Origin of the sequence: Glutamicibacter sp. NPDC088483 (assembly GCF_044753145.1) — a bacterium.
Lineage (GTDB): Bacteria > Actinomycetota > Actinomycetes > Actinomycetales > Micrococcaceae > Glutamicibacter.
Genome location: NZ_JBIVMP010000001.1, coordinates 623,779 through 639,302 on the forward strand (window position 1 = coordinate 623,779; position 15,524 = coordinate 639,302).

14 protein-coding genes are annotated in these 15,524 nt (G+C 60.0%); 9 read left to right on the forward strand and 5 right to left on the reverse strand.

The features are described 5' to 3' along the window. The first annotated feature begins 94 nt into the window (after positions 1-94). From ACIP6G_RS03045 to ACIP6G_RS03060, 4 genes are all read left to right on the forward strand, one after another. Complete coding sequence (locus tag ACIP6G_RS03045) at positions 95-1,498, forward strand: PucR family transcriptional regulator (protein WP_400288577.1); 1,404 nt, start codon at positions 95-97, stop codon at positions 1,496-1,498. Positions 1,499-1,516: 18 nt separating this feature from the next. Beyond that, positions 1,517-1,951 carry a hypothetical protein gene (locus ACIP6G_RS03050; protein WP_105656905.1) on the forward strand — a complete coding sequence of 145 codons (435 nt, stop codon included), beginning with the start codon at positions 1,517-1,519 and terminating at the stop codon, positions 1,949-1,951. Further along, entirely contained in the window at positions 1,951-2,463 is a 513-nt protein-coding gene (locus ACIP6G_RS03055) for an HIT family protein (RefSeq protein ID WP_332730741.1), read from the forward strand. The genes ACIP6G_RS03050 and ACIP6G_RS03055 overlap by 1 nt, the downstream gene beginning before the upstream one ends. A gap of 183 nt (positions 2,464-2,646) precedes the next feature. After that, complete coding sequence (locus tag ACIP6G_RS03060) at positions 2,647-2,817, forward strand: hypothetical protein (protein ID WP_332728445.1); 171 nt, start codon at positions 2,647-2,649, stop codon at positions 2,815-2,817. Between the two features lie 83 nt (positions 2,818-2,900). Here ACIP6G_RS03060 and ACIP6G_RS03065 read toward each other — a convergent pair whose 3' ends face one another. Next, positions 2,901-3,998, reverse strand: coding sequence for a polyprenyl synthetase family protein (locus tag ACIP6G_RS03065; protein WP_332489060.1), 1,098 nt, complete (start codon positions 3,996-3,998; stop codon positions 2,901-2,903). 290 nt (positions 3,999-4,288) lie between these two features. Between ACIP6G_RS03065 and ACIP6G_RS03070 the strand changes: the two genes are divergently transcribed. The 4 genes from ACIP6G_RS03070 to ACIP6G_RS03085 all read left to right on the forward strand — a co-directional run bounded on the left by ACIP6G_RS03070 (position 4,289) and on the right by ACIP6G_RS03085 (position 8,267). After that, positions 4,289-5,626, forward strand: a complete 1,338-nt coding sequence (locus tag ACIP6G_RS03070) for an isochorismate synthase (protein WP_332727361.1) — start codon at positions 4,289-4,291, stop codon at positions 5,624-5,626. Between the two features lie 166 nt (positions 5,627-5,792). Next, positions 5,793-6,581, forward strand: a complete 789-nt coding sequence (locus ACIP6G_RS03075) for a transporter substrate-binding domain-containing protein (protein ID WP_400288581.1) — start codon at positions 5,793-5,795, stop codon at positions 6,579-6,581. A 98-nt stretch (positions 6,582-6,679) separates the two neighbouring features. Continuing rightward, positions 6,680-7,471 (forward strand): amino acid ABC transporter permease, encoded by a 792-nt coding sequence (locus ACIP6G_RS03080; RefSeq protein WP_400288583.1) that lies wholly within the window; start codon positions 6,680-6,682, stop codon positions 7,469-7,471. 13 nt (positions 7,472-7,484) lie between these two features. Then, complete coding sequence (locus tag ACIP6G_RS03085; protein WP_105656911.1) at positions 7,485-8,267, forward strand: amino acid ABC transporter ATP-binding protein; 783 nt, start codon at positions 7,485-7,487, stop codon at positions 8,265-8,267. A 71-nt stretch (positions 8,268-8,338) separates the two neighbouring features. On the opposite strand, the gene menD is transcribed toward ACIP6G_RS03085, so the two are convergent. The 3 genes from menD to ACIP6G_RS03100 form a co-directional block, all read right to left on the reverse strand. Further along, on the reverse strand, positions 8,339-10,030 hold the full coding sequence (menD, locus tag ACIP6G_RS03090; protein WP_400288763.1) for a 2-succinyl-5-enolpyruvyl-6-hydroxy-3-cyclohexene-1-carboxylic-acid synthase: 1,692 nt from the start codon (positions 10,028-10,030) through the stop codon (positions 8,339-8,341). A 155-nt stretch (positions 10,031-10,185) separates the two neighbouring features. Continuing rightward, positions 10,186-12,309: a PhoX family protein gene (locus tag ACIP6G_RS03095; RefSeq protein WP_400288584.1), complete on the reverse strand. Its 2,124-nt coding sequence runs from the start codon at positions 12,307-12,309 to the stop codon at positions 10,186-10,188. Between the two features lie 125 nt (positions 12,310-12,434). After that, positions 12,435-13,430: an o-succinylbenzoate synthase gene (locus ACIP6G_RS03100; protein ID WP_400288586.1), complete on the reverse strand. Its 996-nt coding sequence runs from the start codon at positions 13,428-13,430 to the stop codon at positions 12,435-12,437. Positions 13,431-13,510: 80 nt separating this feature from the next. On the opposite strand from ACIP6G_RS03100, the gene ACIP6G_RS03105 reads away from it, so the two are divergent. Continuing rightward, entirely contained in the window at positions 13,511-14,374 is an 864-nt protein-coding gene (locus ACIP6G_RS03105; RefSeq protein ID WP_400288587.1) for a phosphatase PAP2 family protein, read from the forward strand. A 25-nt stretch (positions 14,375-14,399) separates the two neighbouring features. On the opposite strand, the gene ACIP6G_RS03110 is transcribed toward ACIP6G_RS03105, so the two are convergent. Continuing rightward, positions 14,400-15,425: a hypothetical protein gene (locus ACIP6G_RS03110; protein WP_400288589.1), complete on the reverse strand. Its 1,026-nt coding sequence runs from the start codon at positions 15,423-15,425 to the stop codon at positions 14,400-14,402. Positions 15,426-15,524: the final 99 nt, after the last annotated feature.

Here is a 15,524-nt window from a genome sequence, read left to right on the forward strand (position 1 = left end):
CTTTCACATTGTGGTCATTTCTAGGGGTCGCGTGTCCACATTTTGAGCATATTGCTAAATCGGGAACTTTTCGCCATCCCTCTAGAATGGCTATATGGCAATTAGTTTACGCGGTCTTCTGGAACATGACGAGCTCGATCTTCGACCGCTGACTGAACACACCCACCGCGATGGCATGGTCATCACCTGGGGCGCGGTGACCGAGCTGCTTGACCCGTCGCAGTTCCTGACCGGGCGAGAAATTGTGTTGACCACCGGCGTGCGCCAGAAGACAAAAGCCGCACAGCGGCAGTTCGTCAAAGTCCTTGCGGCCAACGATGCCGTCGCTTTGGGTTTCGGTACAGGTCTGGAACACGCTTCAGTACCGCAAGCGACCGTTGAAGCCGCCCGCGAAGTAGGGCTTCCTGTCTTCGAGGTGCCCTATCAGATACCCTTTGCCGCAATTACCCGGCTGATCGCCGAAGCGCTGAATTCCGACCACCTCAAGCGTGTTGAAAGTCTGCTGAAATCCCACCAGAAGCTGGCCCAGACACTGCTTTCCTCGGATCTGGACAGCATGCTCGAGGAACTCGAGCGAATGCTCGGCAACCAGGTAGCGCTGACCCTGCACGGCGAAGTGATCAGCGGGGACTATGACCCTGCACGTTCCTGGAATGAGCGCCCAGTGGCCACGGGCCTGCGTGATAAGTGCACCCTGCATATTGCAGAACCCTATGCCCACCATCCAGTAGTCGATTACGCGCAGTCGCTGATCGGGCTGGAACTGGCCAATAAATCCCGCCTGCGCGCCTCGCAGCGCCATGCCAACGGCCAGGTGCTCGAGGACCTCGCCACTGGCGCCCTGGTTGGCGCCGATGCCGCTGGCCGCCTTGGGGCACTTGGCTTGAATACCCAGCGTGAGCACTCGGTCATCCTGGTGCAGGCTCCATCACAGGTCGAGCGTTTGCAAACTCTGCCACTGCCCGCAGATCTGTCCTCGCAGGTCTCAGCCATCATAGATGGCCGCTTGGCGATCATTGTCGCGCACAGCAAGCTGCAGCTGTCCATCAAGCACCTCGATGAGTATCTGCTCGCGGCCGGCCTTCCGGCTCGGGTGGGCTACGGCGGGCGCTACCCGAATACCACCGGCATCCGCTGGAGCTACTTCGAGGCCCTGGAGTCCCTGCGCCACGGAGAGCGGGTCAACGAACCCACCAAGCTTTCTCTCACCTCGCTCTTGCTCGCCGCCCACGATGTTCCGCTGCAGGATTTGGCCATCGAAGCCCTGGGACCGTTGCAGGAATTCGACGCCTCCCACGATTCTGACCTATTGCTGACCTTGCGTGAATACCTCAACCGCGATGGCTCGGTGGGGGCAGTGGCCGAGTCCTTGGGCCTGCACCGCAATACGGTGCGCTACCGGATCCAGCAGATTTCCGATCTTTCTGGCTACGACCCTAATGTGACTAGCGACCGAGTCCAGCTCTGGATCGCGTTGAGTGCCCTTGAGCTGGGCTAATCTCGATAGGATAAAGACATGGCAGACATGTTTCTAGAGAAGTTCTGTTCCCTGGTTCCCAAGTACTTGGAAGACCAGTGGAACGAAGCCGATGGCTTGAGCGCCGAAGAATTGCGCGAAGGGCTGGCGCAGTCCGAGGTTTCAATTCCATTTGTCCTTGAAGAGTTCTATCGTGCTCTGGGCAACAATGAGGATTTCATGGAGGCCTACCACTACTTCTTCGACCCTGAAGAACTGGAAATCGAAGACGGCTACCTCCTGTTCCTGGAAGATGAGGAAGAGAAGTTCGTGTGGGGCTTCAAGGCATCCCAGCTCGATGTTCCGGATCCAATCGTCTACCGCCGCAGCAATGCCAAGGGAAAATGGACCAGCGAGGAAGGCACCTTCAGCGAATTCACCCTGGACATGTACACCTGGGTGTTTGAAGAGCTGGCCGCCGAATTGGAGGACTAGTGCTCCACCGTTCCCATGAACCAGCCAACTACCAGTGTCCCTTCTGCGAGCTGGTCAACGACCAGCCTTTCAGCCAGGACAACTTGTGCGCGCCCACGGATCTGATCTACCAGACAGATCTGGTGGCAGCAATCATGGCTTGTGATGGGTTCGGCAATTACGGCGGGCACGTGATGATCATTCCGACCGCGCATCTGGAAGCGCTCTACGATCTGGACGAGCAGACCGGCGCCGCGATCATGCGGGAGACCAAGCGCGTTGCCTTGGCGATGAAGCTCGCCTGGAATCCCGAAGGCACGAGCACTCGGCAGCATAATGAGCCTGCGGGCAATCAGCATGTTTGGCATTACCATCAGCACGTTTTCCCGCGCTACGCCGATGACGAGCTCTATCGGCAGCTGCGCCACCGGGTATCGATCCAGGATCGGGCCGGCAAAGCGCAGCAGCTGCGCCAAGCGCTCTTTTCCCCCGAGCATCCGCAGCCGCTGGTCCCGGACAACATCGTCCGATAAGCACGAGGGCATGACGCTGGCGCGCGCGGGCCCCGGGAACGAGAATTCGTTGCCGGGGCCTGCTTGCCACTTATGGGAGACCTCAGGCATTTTCCGCTCAGCATTAGGGCTATGCTCCCGGTTTACAGGAATATCATCACTGAGGTGGTACTGCATCTGTCAGGACCTTCATAAGATGAAGACATGAATCCCCTGGTCCCGAATACCTACGAACTGATTATTTTCTACATCATCCCGGCCCTCGTGGCCATTGGCCTGGTCATTCTCGCCGTCAGATTCTTTACCGCCAGCAAGAATCCTCCTGGGAGTAAAGCGTCAACCGACGACGGGCAGAACTGCAACGACCAGCTCTAGCAGGGATCTGGCAGCAGCCGCGGGCAAAACAGAACCCCGGAAGACCTTTGCAGTCTTCCGGGGTTTTGCTTGTTCGAGCTTGCCTAGGCTTCGCGGGTAACAACCGCATCCGCGAAGGAAATCAGCGCCTGCTTCACGGTGCCCTCGGGCAGTGGAGCCAAGACGGCAATCGCGTCATCGGCCCACTGGCGTGCGGCCTTCCATGCATCATGGATTGCCTGGTGCGAGGTGACAGCTTCCACAGCGGCCGCCAGTGCTTCATCGGTGGCCAGGTCCGCATCAACCAGTTCGACAGCCTGCTGCGCTTGCGCGTCGCCCTCGGCTGCTGCCTGGCGCAGCAGCAGAATTGGCAGGGTCGGCACGCCTTCACGCAAATCGGTGCCCGGAGTCTTGCCTGAGTCGGCTTCCGTGGATGCCAAGTCGATCACGTCATCGGCGACCTGGAAGGCAACGCCAACCTTTTCGCCATACTCGCGCAGTACCTCAATGTACTGCGGGGCGCCACCGAAACGGGCGCCGAAGGCTCCGGAGGTGGAGAGCAGCGACGCGGTCTTGTCGCTGATTACCTGGATGTGGTGCTCGATGGCATCGTCGCCCTCGCGCGGGCCGATGGATTCATGCAGCTGTCCGAGGCACAAGCGCTCGAAGGTGCGCGACTGCCACATGACTGCTTCTGGGCCCAGCTCGGATCCGAAGACCGATGCACGGGCGAAGATCAGGTCGCCGGCGAGAATCGCCACCGAGTTGCCCCACACCTCGTGAGCTGTTGGTGCACCGCGGCGCATTGGAGCAGAGTCCATGACGTCATCGTGGTACAGGGTTGCCAGGTGGGTGAGTTCCACTACGGCAGCGGCCTTGATGACATCGTCATTCACGCCGTCGCCCAGCAGGGAAGTCAGCAGCACCAGCAGGGGACGCACTCGCTTGCCTCCGGCCTCAACGAGGTGGCGGCTGGATGCGTCGATCAAGGGGTCGGAGTTGGCCAGCGCGTCGCGCAGCAGCTTCTCCACCTTTGCCATGCCGATGGAAATAGCCGGACCGAAGTCCGGGTCCTCGGCCAGCAAAGCGAAGCCCGAGGGAAGATTGATGGCCGCAGCTAATGCAGCGGTTTCAGGATTCAGCTCAATCGAGTCGGACACGTCGTGTCCGGCTGCGGTCCAGTTGCTCTTCGAATCAGTCACTGTTCTACGGCTTACTTATCTTTCATCGGGTTGGCCATCGCGGTATGCGAAGGCAATCTGCCTGCAAGATGCACGCAAACATCTCTTCACTCTAGCCGATGCTTTCCACTGCACATTGCTGGCATGGCCAGACAGGGCATACCGGTCTGGTACCAGCGACCTATGAGGTCGATTTAGAGTTTACCGGGTTCCCCCGGCACTTCTCACCAGACCCGGCCGATCTCACAGGGGTGACCACGGACACCCGCAAGCCTTTTCCCCCGGCATTGCGCGGTAGGCTTAGCCTTATCATGTCTGCAGATTCGCCCGTTCTTAGCGCCAGTGCTCATCAGCCGTCGGCTCCTGTTCTCACCAGCATCACCTTTGAATACCTTGATGCCCCCGAAACACTAGTTGCCGACTCATTGCGTCACCGAAGCATGGTCTGGACCCGCAACGGCCACGGTCTGGTTGGCTTTGGCACCGCGGCCCGCTTGCACACCCACGGCGAAGAGCGCTTTGCACGTGCCCGCGCCTGGCTTGCACAGGTCATCGAACAGGCACAGATCATTGACCCGATCGCCCGCCCCGGCAGCGGCCTGGTTTCCTTCGGTTCTTTTGCGTTCTCCTTCACCAGCGTCTTCGAATCGCGCATGGTGATCCCGCAGCTGGTGATCGGACGCGATGAGGAAAAGTCCTGGATTACCATCACCGGCAGCGCAGAGGAACTCGACGGGCTGACCTACCAGCAGGCCTTGGCCCGCGCCGAAGCCGCGATGGCCGATGCGTCGTTGCCTGCGAGCGAACCGGGCAGCATTGAACTGACCAGCGGGCAGCTGACCGCCGGTTCCTATCTTGATGCCGTGGATCAGGCGCTGGGCCGTTTCGAGGAACGCGGAATTTCCAAGCTGGTGCTGGCCCGCGATGTGTTGGCACATAGTTCCACCCCGATTAATCTTGCCCGCGTGGTCGATGCGCTGACCGAGCACTATGGCAATTGCTGGACCTATTCAGTGGACGGCCTGGTAGGCGCTACCCCGGAGATGCTGGTGCGCGTTACCGACGGCTTGGCCGAGGCCCGCGTATTAGCTGGCACGCTGGACCGCGCGGCCGCTGGCGCTGAGGACCCCGGTTTCGCGCACCGCAACCTCTTTGAAGATCCGAAGCAGCGCAACGAGCACCAGCTGGCCATAGATTCGCTCACGGCTTCCTTGAATCCCATTTCGCACGGCATGAGCGCGCCGGAAGAACCTTTTATTCTGCAGCTTCCCAATGTTTGGCATTTGGCCAGCGACGTACGCGCCCAGTTGCGCGCCGATGCCGCCGGCGTTCTGCCTACCGCACTGGATGTTGCCGAGATTTTCCATCCGACCGCTGCCGTGTGCGGCACGCCGACCAAGAAGGCTGGCGTGCTCTTGCGCGAGCTGGAAGGCATGGACCGCGGACCGTATGCCGGCCCCGTGGGCTGGGTTGACAGCCGTGGCGATGGCGAATTCGGCATCGCGCTGCGAGGCGGAATCCTGGAAGACGAAAAGCTGATGCGCCTGTACGCGGGTTGCGGCATTGTTCCGGGCTCGGTGCCCGAGGATGAACTAGCCGAATCATGGGCGAAGATGCGCCCCATGCGCCAAGCCCTCGGAGCCGAGTAGGCGCAGGCTGCGCAGCGGATCAAGCCCGCTAGGATCGCACTGAGCATAAATAATCCTTAGTCTCGGCGCGACATGTGTGAGGTGAATCTCAGCCTAGTGTTGCCCCGGTTATGATTGTGGCTACGCACTGATCCACTCGCATAACCCGAAAGTAGGTTCTGATCCTATGCGTAGTCTCAAGAAGAAGTTCGCCTCCGCTGTTGCCGTCACGTCCGTTGCACTGCTGGCTCTCACCGCCTGCGGTTCCGGCTCCAGTTCCGAAGGTGAAGCCGAAGCTGGTTCCTTCCCGCTCAACGAAGGCAAACTCACCATTTGCTCAGACATTCCTTACGAACCATTCGAATTCGTCAAGGACGGCAAGAACGTCGGCTTCGATATGGATATCGCTGCCGAGATTGCCAAGGATGCAGAACTGGATCTGAACGTCATCGACGCCAGCTTCGACTCCATTGAATCCGGCCTGTTCAGCACCCAGTGCGATATCGCGATCTCCTCGGTATCGATCACCGAAGAGCGTTCGGCCAAGATGGACTTCTCCACCCCTTATATGGATGACGATCTGGTGCTGATTTCGGCTGACGGTTCTGAAATCAAGGATCTTGAATCCGCCAAGGACAAGAAGGTCGGCGTCCAGCAGGCCACCACCGGCGAGAAGTACGCCAAGGAACAGGGCTTGAGCAACATCGTTGGCTTCGAGGATGCCGGTTTGCAAACCCAGGCACTTCTGGCTGGCCAAGTGGATGCATTGCTGGGCAACCAGTCGGTGTTGGGCTACGCGATCAAGGATAAGGACGGCTTCAGCGTCGTGGCTGACTTCAAGACCGGCGAGCAGCTGGGCATTGCGGTTCCACAGGAGCAGCCAAAGACCTTGGAATTGGTCAATGGCACCCTCAAGCGGCTGTCCGATGCAGGAACCATGGAAGAACTGACTGTGAAGTGGTTCGGCGAGAAGTAATTCTCGAGCATCAACTGATTCCAAGGCAAGCGGGGGCATGGACTGCACCCACAGGTTGGCAGTCCAGCTTCCGCTTCCTTTATGAGAGGTAATCAAGCATGGCAATGACTACACGTCAGCGCGCCCGCATGAGCAAGACCATTCAAATCGCCATCTTCATCATCGCGATCATCGCACTGGTCTTGGCCGTTGATTGGAACAAGGCCATTTATGCCTTCTTCTCCTTCGACAAATTGGGACCGATGTTCCCTGGCATGATCTTGGTCGGTCTGAAGAACACGATCTTCTACACGATCATCTCCTTCGCCTTCGGCCTCATCCTGGGTCTGCTTCTGGCCCTGATGAAAATGGCGTCCTTCGCGCCCTATCGCTGGTTCGCCACCGCATTTATCGAATTCTTCCGCGGTATTCCAGCCATCCTGGTCCTATTGGCCTTCGGCTTCGGCTTGCCTCAGGCGTTCGGAACCCAGTGGCCGCAGCCGGTCAATGTCATGTGCGCCTTGGGCCTGGTCTCGGCCGCCTACATCGCTGAGACCCTGCGTGCAGGCCTGCAGGCGGTGCCAAAGGGACAGACCGAAGCTGCACGTTCGTTGGGCATGCCAGCGTGGCGTGCCATGCTCACCATCGTGATTCCGCAGGCGTTCAAGATCGTATTGCCGCCCATGACCAACGAAATCATCTTGCTGACCAAGGACACCTCGTTGGCATTCATCCTCGGTGCGTCGATGGCCCAGTACGAAATGACCAAGTTTGGCCGTGACGGCATCTCGCAAATCGATGCCGGCATCACCCCGCTGGTCGTCGCCGGCCTGTTCTACTTGGTGATCACCATCCCGCTGAGCTTGGTGGCCCGCAAGTTTGAATCCCGCGCCGCCAAGACCAAGCGATAGATAGGACTTGAAAATGTCGACTGACACCAATGAACTTTCAGTCCATGCTTCGGGCGTGGAAATCACCGGACTGCGCAAGTCCTACGGAAGCAACGAAGTGCTCAAGGGCATTGACCTGAATGTTGCTCCGGGCGAGGTTGTCTGCCTGATCGGCCCCTCCGGTTCAGGCAAGTCCACCCTGCTGCGTTGCGTGAATTTGCTGGAGCAGCCAAACGGAGGAACCATTATGGTCGGTGGCTTCAATGTCACCGATCCCGATGTGAACCTGGACAAGATGCGCCAACAGGTAGGCATGGTCTTCCAGCAGTTCAACCTGTTCCCGCACCTGACCGTGCTGGAGAACTGCACGATATCCCCCATCAAGGTGCTCAAGCGCAAGAAGGCCGAAGCTCAGAAGGTCGCGTTGCGCAATCTGGAGCGTGTAGGCCTGGGCGACTTCGGCGATCGCTACCCTGACCAGCTTTCCGGTGGCCAGCAGCAGCGCGTGGCCATTGCCCGTGCGCTATCCATGGAACCAACGCTGATGCTCTTCGATGAGCCAACCAGTGCATTGGATCCGGAGACCGTGGGCGAGGTCCTGTCCATTATGAAGAATCTGGCCCAAGCGGGCATGACCATGCTGGTGGTTACCCACGAGATGGCATTCGCCAAGGAAGTTGCTGACCGCGTGTTCTTCATGGACGGTGGCGTCGTGGTGGAAGAAGGCAAGGCCGTGGATGTCATTGGCAATCCGCAGCAGCCACGTACCCAGGACTTCCTGCGTCGCGTGCTCGATCCCACGCACGTGGATATCTGAGTTCAACTGCAAAAATTCCCCTGCGTTGCCCATCGTTGCCGATGGTCGACGCAGGGGAATTTCTTTTTTCCCTACAGCTCTGGCCAGGCTAGCTGCCCGACCTGTTGATTTAATTCAAGGTTCTCGGCGCGCAGGCTGCTCCGCGATGCAGGCACTTCAATCAGGCGCAGGTTCGCCGGCTGCGTTGAAGTCAAGACGGCGCTGAGCTCTTCCTTGCTTGCGGCCCTGGCGTACTGCCAGCCATAGGCTTCGGCGAGCGCAGGCAGGCTCAGCTGCTGCGGTGTGGCAAAGAGCCGTTCCACCGCATTGGCGTACCGGCCTGAGGCATCCACGGCACCATGCTCCAGGGTGGAGAAGATTGCTCCTCCCCCGTCGTTGTAGACCACGATATCCACCATTGGCTGCTCTTCGCCGGGGGTCCAGGACAGCGAGCTGGCGTCATGGGCGAAGGTAATATCTCCCATCACCGCAAGCGTCCGCTTTTTGCTTCCCCGGGCCAGGCCCAGGGCGGTGGCAATGGTCCCATCGATTCCGGCAAGACCGCGGTTGGCATGCACGGTCATAGTTGGTTCGGGTGCCGGTCGGGCCGCCAGGTCGAAGTCGCGAACGATATTGGATGAGCCCAGCAGCAGGACTTCCGGCGCGTGATCCCAAATAGCTTCGGCAACATCTACCCCGTTAATCAGCGATTCGCGGCTCAGGCGTTGCCGTACTTCCAAAGCTTGGGCATCAAGCTGCTGCCACGCTTCCAGCCACCCCTTTGCACCGGTTCCGGCGAACTCCTGCAATTCGCTCCACGAGCTGACCGGTGTTTCGCGTCGCCGTCCCGCTTGATACCAGGCCACTGGCGTAGGCTGCCAAATCACCGATTCGATCGCCGGGTTGGCCAGGAGCTGGCCCACCGGGCGGCTCAACGTCGGACGGCCAAAGAGCACCACGCGTTCAATGCGGTCCAGGCCCACCGCTATCAGCGGACGATAGTGGCCGATGGCATTGGCCGAGAAGCGTGCGTTAGAAGATGGTTCGGCAAATAATGGCAGCCCCAAAGCCTGGGCGAAACGTTGCGCCTCTTCTCCGGCGCCATGCCCGGCGATGACAACGCTCCGGCGTGGCTCCAGCTGCTGGACCGGCAAGCTCGCCCTGTCCAGCTGGTCGTGTGCCTGCCACTGCCCCGGCTCAACTGCCGTCCAGCTTTGGCTCTCGATCCTCTCGTCCTGTGCGGGGGTGAGCGGATCCCGGAACTGCAGATTCAATTGGACCGGACCTGCGGCAGTGTGCTGGTCACCGGCCAAGGCCAGTAATGCGCGTTGGACCTCGTGTTGCGGATCGGTCCCAGCGGGGACATTGGCGGCCAGGCGAACGTGCTCGCCAAAGAGGGTTTTCTGGCGCGTGCTCTGGCTGGCTCCGGTGCCGTGCAGTTCATCGGGACGGTCGGCAGAAAGGACCAGAAGTGGTGTCGCGGTGTGGTTGGCTTCCATTACTGCCGGCAGCATTTGCCCGATGGCCGAGCCGCTGGTGGCGGCGAGGGCGACCGGCCGCATGGTGCTTTGGGCGAGGCCCAGTGCCATGAAGGCCGCGGAGCGTTCGTCGATGCGCACATGGATATCCAGGATCCCCGCGGCTTCTGCCTCGGCTGCAGCATAGGCCAAGGGTGCGCTGCGCGAACCGGGAGAAATCACCAGATCCCTGATCCCGGCACTGATCAGGGCGGAGAGCACATGGCGAGCTGTAGTGATGGCGCGTTGCTCGCCAGGTTGCTGCATTCCCACGCCGCGTGACTCCTTAGATTCCAAAGCTGAAGGCAATGATCCAAGTCTATGCCTTGACCTGCCGGTCAACCGACTTGGAACGGCAAAGGGCGCCTGCCGGATCCCGGAGAGGATCCTGCCGACGCCCTTGCACTGCAGGCTAGTCCGACTTATTTGTCGTGACCCTTGCCCTTGTCGTGTCCCTTGCCCTTGCCGTTGCCCTTGCCCGGCTTCGCATCTTGCTTGAAGACCTGGACGACCGATGGGCGCGGGCCGTAGAACTCGCCCTTGCCGGCTCCTCCTGCGATCTTCACGAAGTCCGGGAACAGCGAGGTAGGGCTGGCGAAACTGCCGCCTTCACCCGGGTGCTGTACCGCGACGAAGACCGAGTTGTCCTTGTCATGGATCAGCGGGCCGCAGGTCTCTGCGCCGGTTGGCACGGCCAGGAACTGCTCGACGCGGCCGCGATCCTTGCCGGTCAGGGTGACCTTGTGCAGTGCATCAGAGTAGCCGATGGTGCCAGGGGCGCCGTCGGTGGAGATCCACAGGTTGCCCTTGGAATCGAATGCCAGGTTATCCGGGCAGGAAATTGGCGAGACCTTGTCCGTTGGGTAGCCGGAGAAGTAGGTCGATCCGTTCACATTTGGATCGCCGGCAACCAGCAAGATGTTCCAGGTGAACTTCGCGGCGGTGGCGTCGTTGCCGGCTTCGGTGATTTCCAAGACGTGGCCGTCGCGGTTGCGTACCCGTGGGCTGACCTCGGTTGCGCCTTCCTTGCCGTCCTTGCCGCGGTCGGTGTTGTTGGTCAGTGCCACATAGACCTTGCCGGATACCGGGCTTGGCTCAACATCTTCGGGACGGTCCAGCTTGGTGGCGCCGACCTTGTCAGCTGCTTGGCGGGTGTAGACCAGCACCTCGTCGATGCCCATGCCCTCCACCTTGGATTCGCCGTTCTTCACCAGTGGCAGCCAGGTTCCCATGCCGTCGAAAGCACCATCAGACGGAACTGCGCCGCTGCCGTCGATCTCGCTTGCTGGAGAGTTGCCGGCGAACTTGGCAACGTACAGGTCGCCTTCGGAGAGCAAGCCCATATTGTGCTTGCGATCGTGCTTGGAGAAAGTGTTTTTCGAGACGAACTTGTACAGGTACTCGAAGCGCGAGTCATCGCCGGAGTAGGCAACAACCTTGCCGTTCTTGGCAATGCGAACGTTGGCGCCCTCGTGCTTGAAACGGCCCAGGTTGGTGTGCTTGACCGGGGTGGACGAAGGGTCCTGCGGATCGATTTCGACTACCCAGCCGAAACGGTTGGCTTCGTTTTCGAAGCCTTCGTTGTGCAGGCCGAAGCGCGGGTCGCTTTCTTCCCAGCCACGGCCGGTCGCGGCGGCGCCAATGCCGTAGCGGGATTCCTCGGCGGTGCCCTTGCCGCGGAAGTACTGGTCGAAGTTTTCTTCACCGGAGAGTACGGTGCCCCATGGGGTGGTGCCTCCGGCGCAGTTGTTCAAGGTGCCAAGAACCTTGGTACCGGTTGGATCTGCGGCGGTCTTGAGCAGGTCGCTGCCTGCGGCTGGGCCATCGACCCGGAATTCAGTACTGGCGGTGATGCGGCGGTTGCGTTCGCCGCCCTGCACGTAGCTCCACTTCTTGTCATTCTTCTTGCGCTTGACCTCGACCACGGAGAAGCCATGCGCGTTCATCGCGATCTTGCGGGCTTCTTCCTGGTTCGCTTCGAACCAAGCCGAGTCGAACATCATGTCTTCATTGGTGTATTCGTGGTTGGCAACCAGCACGCCGGTGCGTCCCGAGTACTTGTCGACAATGATGTCCAGGTAGTCGCAGTTGTAGCCGAACTGCTCAGCCTGCTTGCGGGCGGACTGCTTGGAAGCATCGAATTCCGCGGTGTTCTTGAAGAGCGGGTCGCCCCAGCGGATGATGGCATTCCAGTCGTAGCCCTCGGGAACGGAAACAGTATCCACCGAACGCGACACCGGCTCAATGGCATCGAATGAAAGGTGCCCGCCCTTACCCGGCTTCATTGGCACCAGTGGTGCCGCGGTAGCGTCGGCTGCACCGAAAAGCTGCGGGCCGATGACCAGCGCTGAAGCACCGACGGCTCCCAGGCCCAGCATGCTGCGGCGGGAGAGCGATTTGTCGGCAATGTCCTTGAAGTAGCCGTTGGACGAAGTGTTGCAATCTGGCTTGGTGCAGGCGTCGGCGCACTTGAAGTGGCAAGTAGCTGCAGAACGACCGCCGCGGGTGTGGCCCAGCATTGGCAAAAGGGTACGGGTTGGATTCATGATCCGCTCACTTCCTCAGTATGTGGCTCATTGTCAGGGGAATGACTCGAACTGAGGTTTTCACTTGGAAGTGTTCTAAATGCAACGCAAAGGTTAACGCCGGGGAAATAGATTCTTGCCTGGGGTTATCCCCTAGTCAGCTCGGCATAACAGGACTCCAGGCGTTGCAGCCACCAGCGCACGCGCACCTCTTGCGGACGCAAGCCATCCAATTTCTGGTGATCCGGCTCAATGCGACGCACCGGCAAGTACCCAGCGGTGGCCAGCAACGGCTCGGCACATACGTCTTCGGCGAACAAGGTGCCCGTCGCAAGGCCGCAGGCATAGGGCAGTTCTGGCAGCGCGCTGGCTAAGGCGGCGGCTTGGGCCAGCCCTACCGAAGTATCCAGGGCGCTGGACACGACAACATCCAGTTCGGCTTGCTTGGCAATTTGCAGCACCGCACCGATGCCGCCCAGCGGTTGGGCCTTGATGACCATCAGATCTGCTGCGCCCAACCGCGAGACTTCCAAGGGGTCGGTGTGCTTCCGCACCGCTTCATCAGCGGCGATCTTCAAGGGGTTGCCGGCGTTGCGCAGTTGCTCGCGGACTTCTGCCAGCCCGGTAATGCCAGGCACTGGTTGCTCCGCGTATTGCAGGTCGTACTCGCTCAGGGCCTTCAAGGCCGGGACCGCCTGGGCAATATCCCATCCCATATTCGCGTCCACGCGCAGCGCTGCTTGCGGGTAGAGCCGACGGGCCTCAGCTACACGCGCCAGGTCCTGCTCAATCCCCTGGCCTTTTTCTGCCACTTTGATCTTGATGGTGTGCGGCGCGTCATAGCGTTCGAGAACCGCTCCGACATCTTTTACCGCAACTGCAGGCAAGGTGGCGTTGACCGGAATGCTGGTGCGCAACGGTTCCGGGAACGGCTGGTAAGCGGCCTCGATTCCGGCGGCTAGCCACCGTGAGGCTTCGGCCGGTCCGTACTCGGTAAATGCGGAGAACTCGCCCCAACCTTCCGGCCCGTTGATCAGCAGCGCTTCACGCTGGGTGACACCACGGAATTTCACACGCATCGGCAACCGGACAACATGGGAATTTGCCAGCAGATCTTCAAGGGGCGGAAGTTCAACACTCATGCTCTAAGCCTATCGAGGGTGGGCATAGTTACATGCCTTAACTATGCCGTTCCCCGTGCCGGATATGACACCCTAGAGATATGCCTCGCAATCCAGCATCCGCGCGCCCGCACCATATCAGGTGGTGGTGGGCTCTGCTGTTGCTGATTTCGCTGTTCTGCCTCGAATACGTATTTTTCGTCCAGCAGCGTGTGGGGCAATGGGCCGATCAGGCTGGATTCATAGCGTGGTCGCAATGGTGGCCCCGGACGGACCTGATTAATCCGATCCGTGAATTCCTGAATCTCTTGCCGGCAATCTGCGGCATCATTGCGGCAGTTTTCCTGCTGTATCGCGTGATTCGAGACCGGCGCTTCCTGCGGGCCATCGTGGCGGTCATCGCGGCCGCAGCCGCAGCGGGCAGCACGCAATTGCTCAAGCACGAGATCTTGTCTCGCCCGGATTTCAACTTCGGCACCACAGGAAATTCTTTTCCCTCAGGACACACCACCGCCGCTGCCGCCGCAATGGGACTGATGTACCTGGTTTCACCACCGAAACTGCGTCCGGCAGTCCAGCCGATCGCGTGGTTGTTCGCGACGGTGACCGGGGTGGCCACTTTGATCTGCGGTTGGCACCGTCCAAGTGACATTGCAGCTGGTTTCGTGGTGGCCGGATTCTGGATGGTCTTGGCCTCGGTAGTGCTCCAGCGCATCCAGCCGCTGAGCCATGAACTGCCAAAGGGCACCTGGTCGAGGAAAGTTGGGGCCGGCAGCCTGGTTGTCTGGGCTGCGGTAATCGGGCTCTCGTTCCTCCTGCCGCACCCGCATATCCAGAAGATCCCGGAGTTCCTGCAATTGGTCTACGCGGCATTGGGGATCATCCATGTCGTGGCCGCTTCGCTGGTATCCGGCTTGGTGCTGCGCTCGGTGGTTATCGGGCCCATGCGCACCTTCAATAAGTAGGGCGCAGGCCCAGAAACGTTGTTCGCTACTGTTTACCGCAGGCCATGCGGGCATTGAGCAGGTCTGCGGCTTGCTGCGATTCCGGGATGGTCACGGCGAAACGCTTCTTGTTCTTGAGTTCGAAAACGAGGCCTTCGTGTTCTTTCATCACGATGGCCGAACCGCCTGGAATGATTCGCCAGCCCCAGCCTCCCCACATCATGGGAACGATCTTTTCGCTGGTCGCAGATTCAATTTCGTCGATTTTGATGGTTCGCATCGGGAACCCCAAGACCGCTGATGATACCCGGAAGCGATCACCGCTGATCGATACCCGAATCCAGATCAAACCCAGAATCGATACGCACGCCACGGCCGACAGGGTCATGGCAACGATGAAGCCCACCCAGTCGCCATCTTGGCTGTCACCGGTCAGCAGCGGCAACGCAACAGCAATGAAAAGCGCCTCGAACACCACCAGGCATAGCAGCCGCATCCACCACGGTGCTGCCATCGTTTGATTGAATTCTTGCCGTGCCATGACTGGTGTCCCCGCCGCAACAGGCCGCTGGATGCCCTGCGCTGCATCACTTCGTGCCTGGCGGGCCTCAACGGATTGCCTGGTGTATTGCTGGTAGATGCCGCTGACCCACAGTGGCGCAATGCCCAGCAGCGAGCAGGCAATCAGCACAACCATCATGCCGCCCAGCACTGCGGTTTCAGGTGTCTCGGCGAGCGCTGTAGGCACCGCCGAGCCGACGAATACGCCAGCTGCACTCCAGGAGAGCAACCCGCCGGCGAAGAGCAGCACCATGAACAGTGCCGGTTTGCTGCGCAGCGCCAAGGAAATCACTGCGGTGATGGCACCAAGAATGCATAGCCCGATGCAGACGGGAACAAACACCGCGGTGCGGGTAAACCCGTCCGGATAGGTCGAACTCCAGTGAGTGGCGGTCATTTCCGGCAGTTTGCCGGCGAGCAGGGCGTAGGCGCCCAGCACAATGGCCGTCGGTAGCAGGAGCAGCAGGTAGATGAATGGCCGGTTCTTGATTCCGGTCCCCGCTGTTGACATCTCAATCCCCTGTTCCTGCTGCCTAGCCCGCGTCATAAGCGGCTGGAAAGCAACCCAACATATTTCCAGCATAGAAATAATAATTGGTTCGATTCTAGC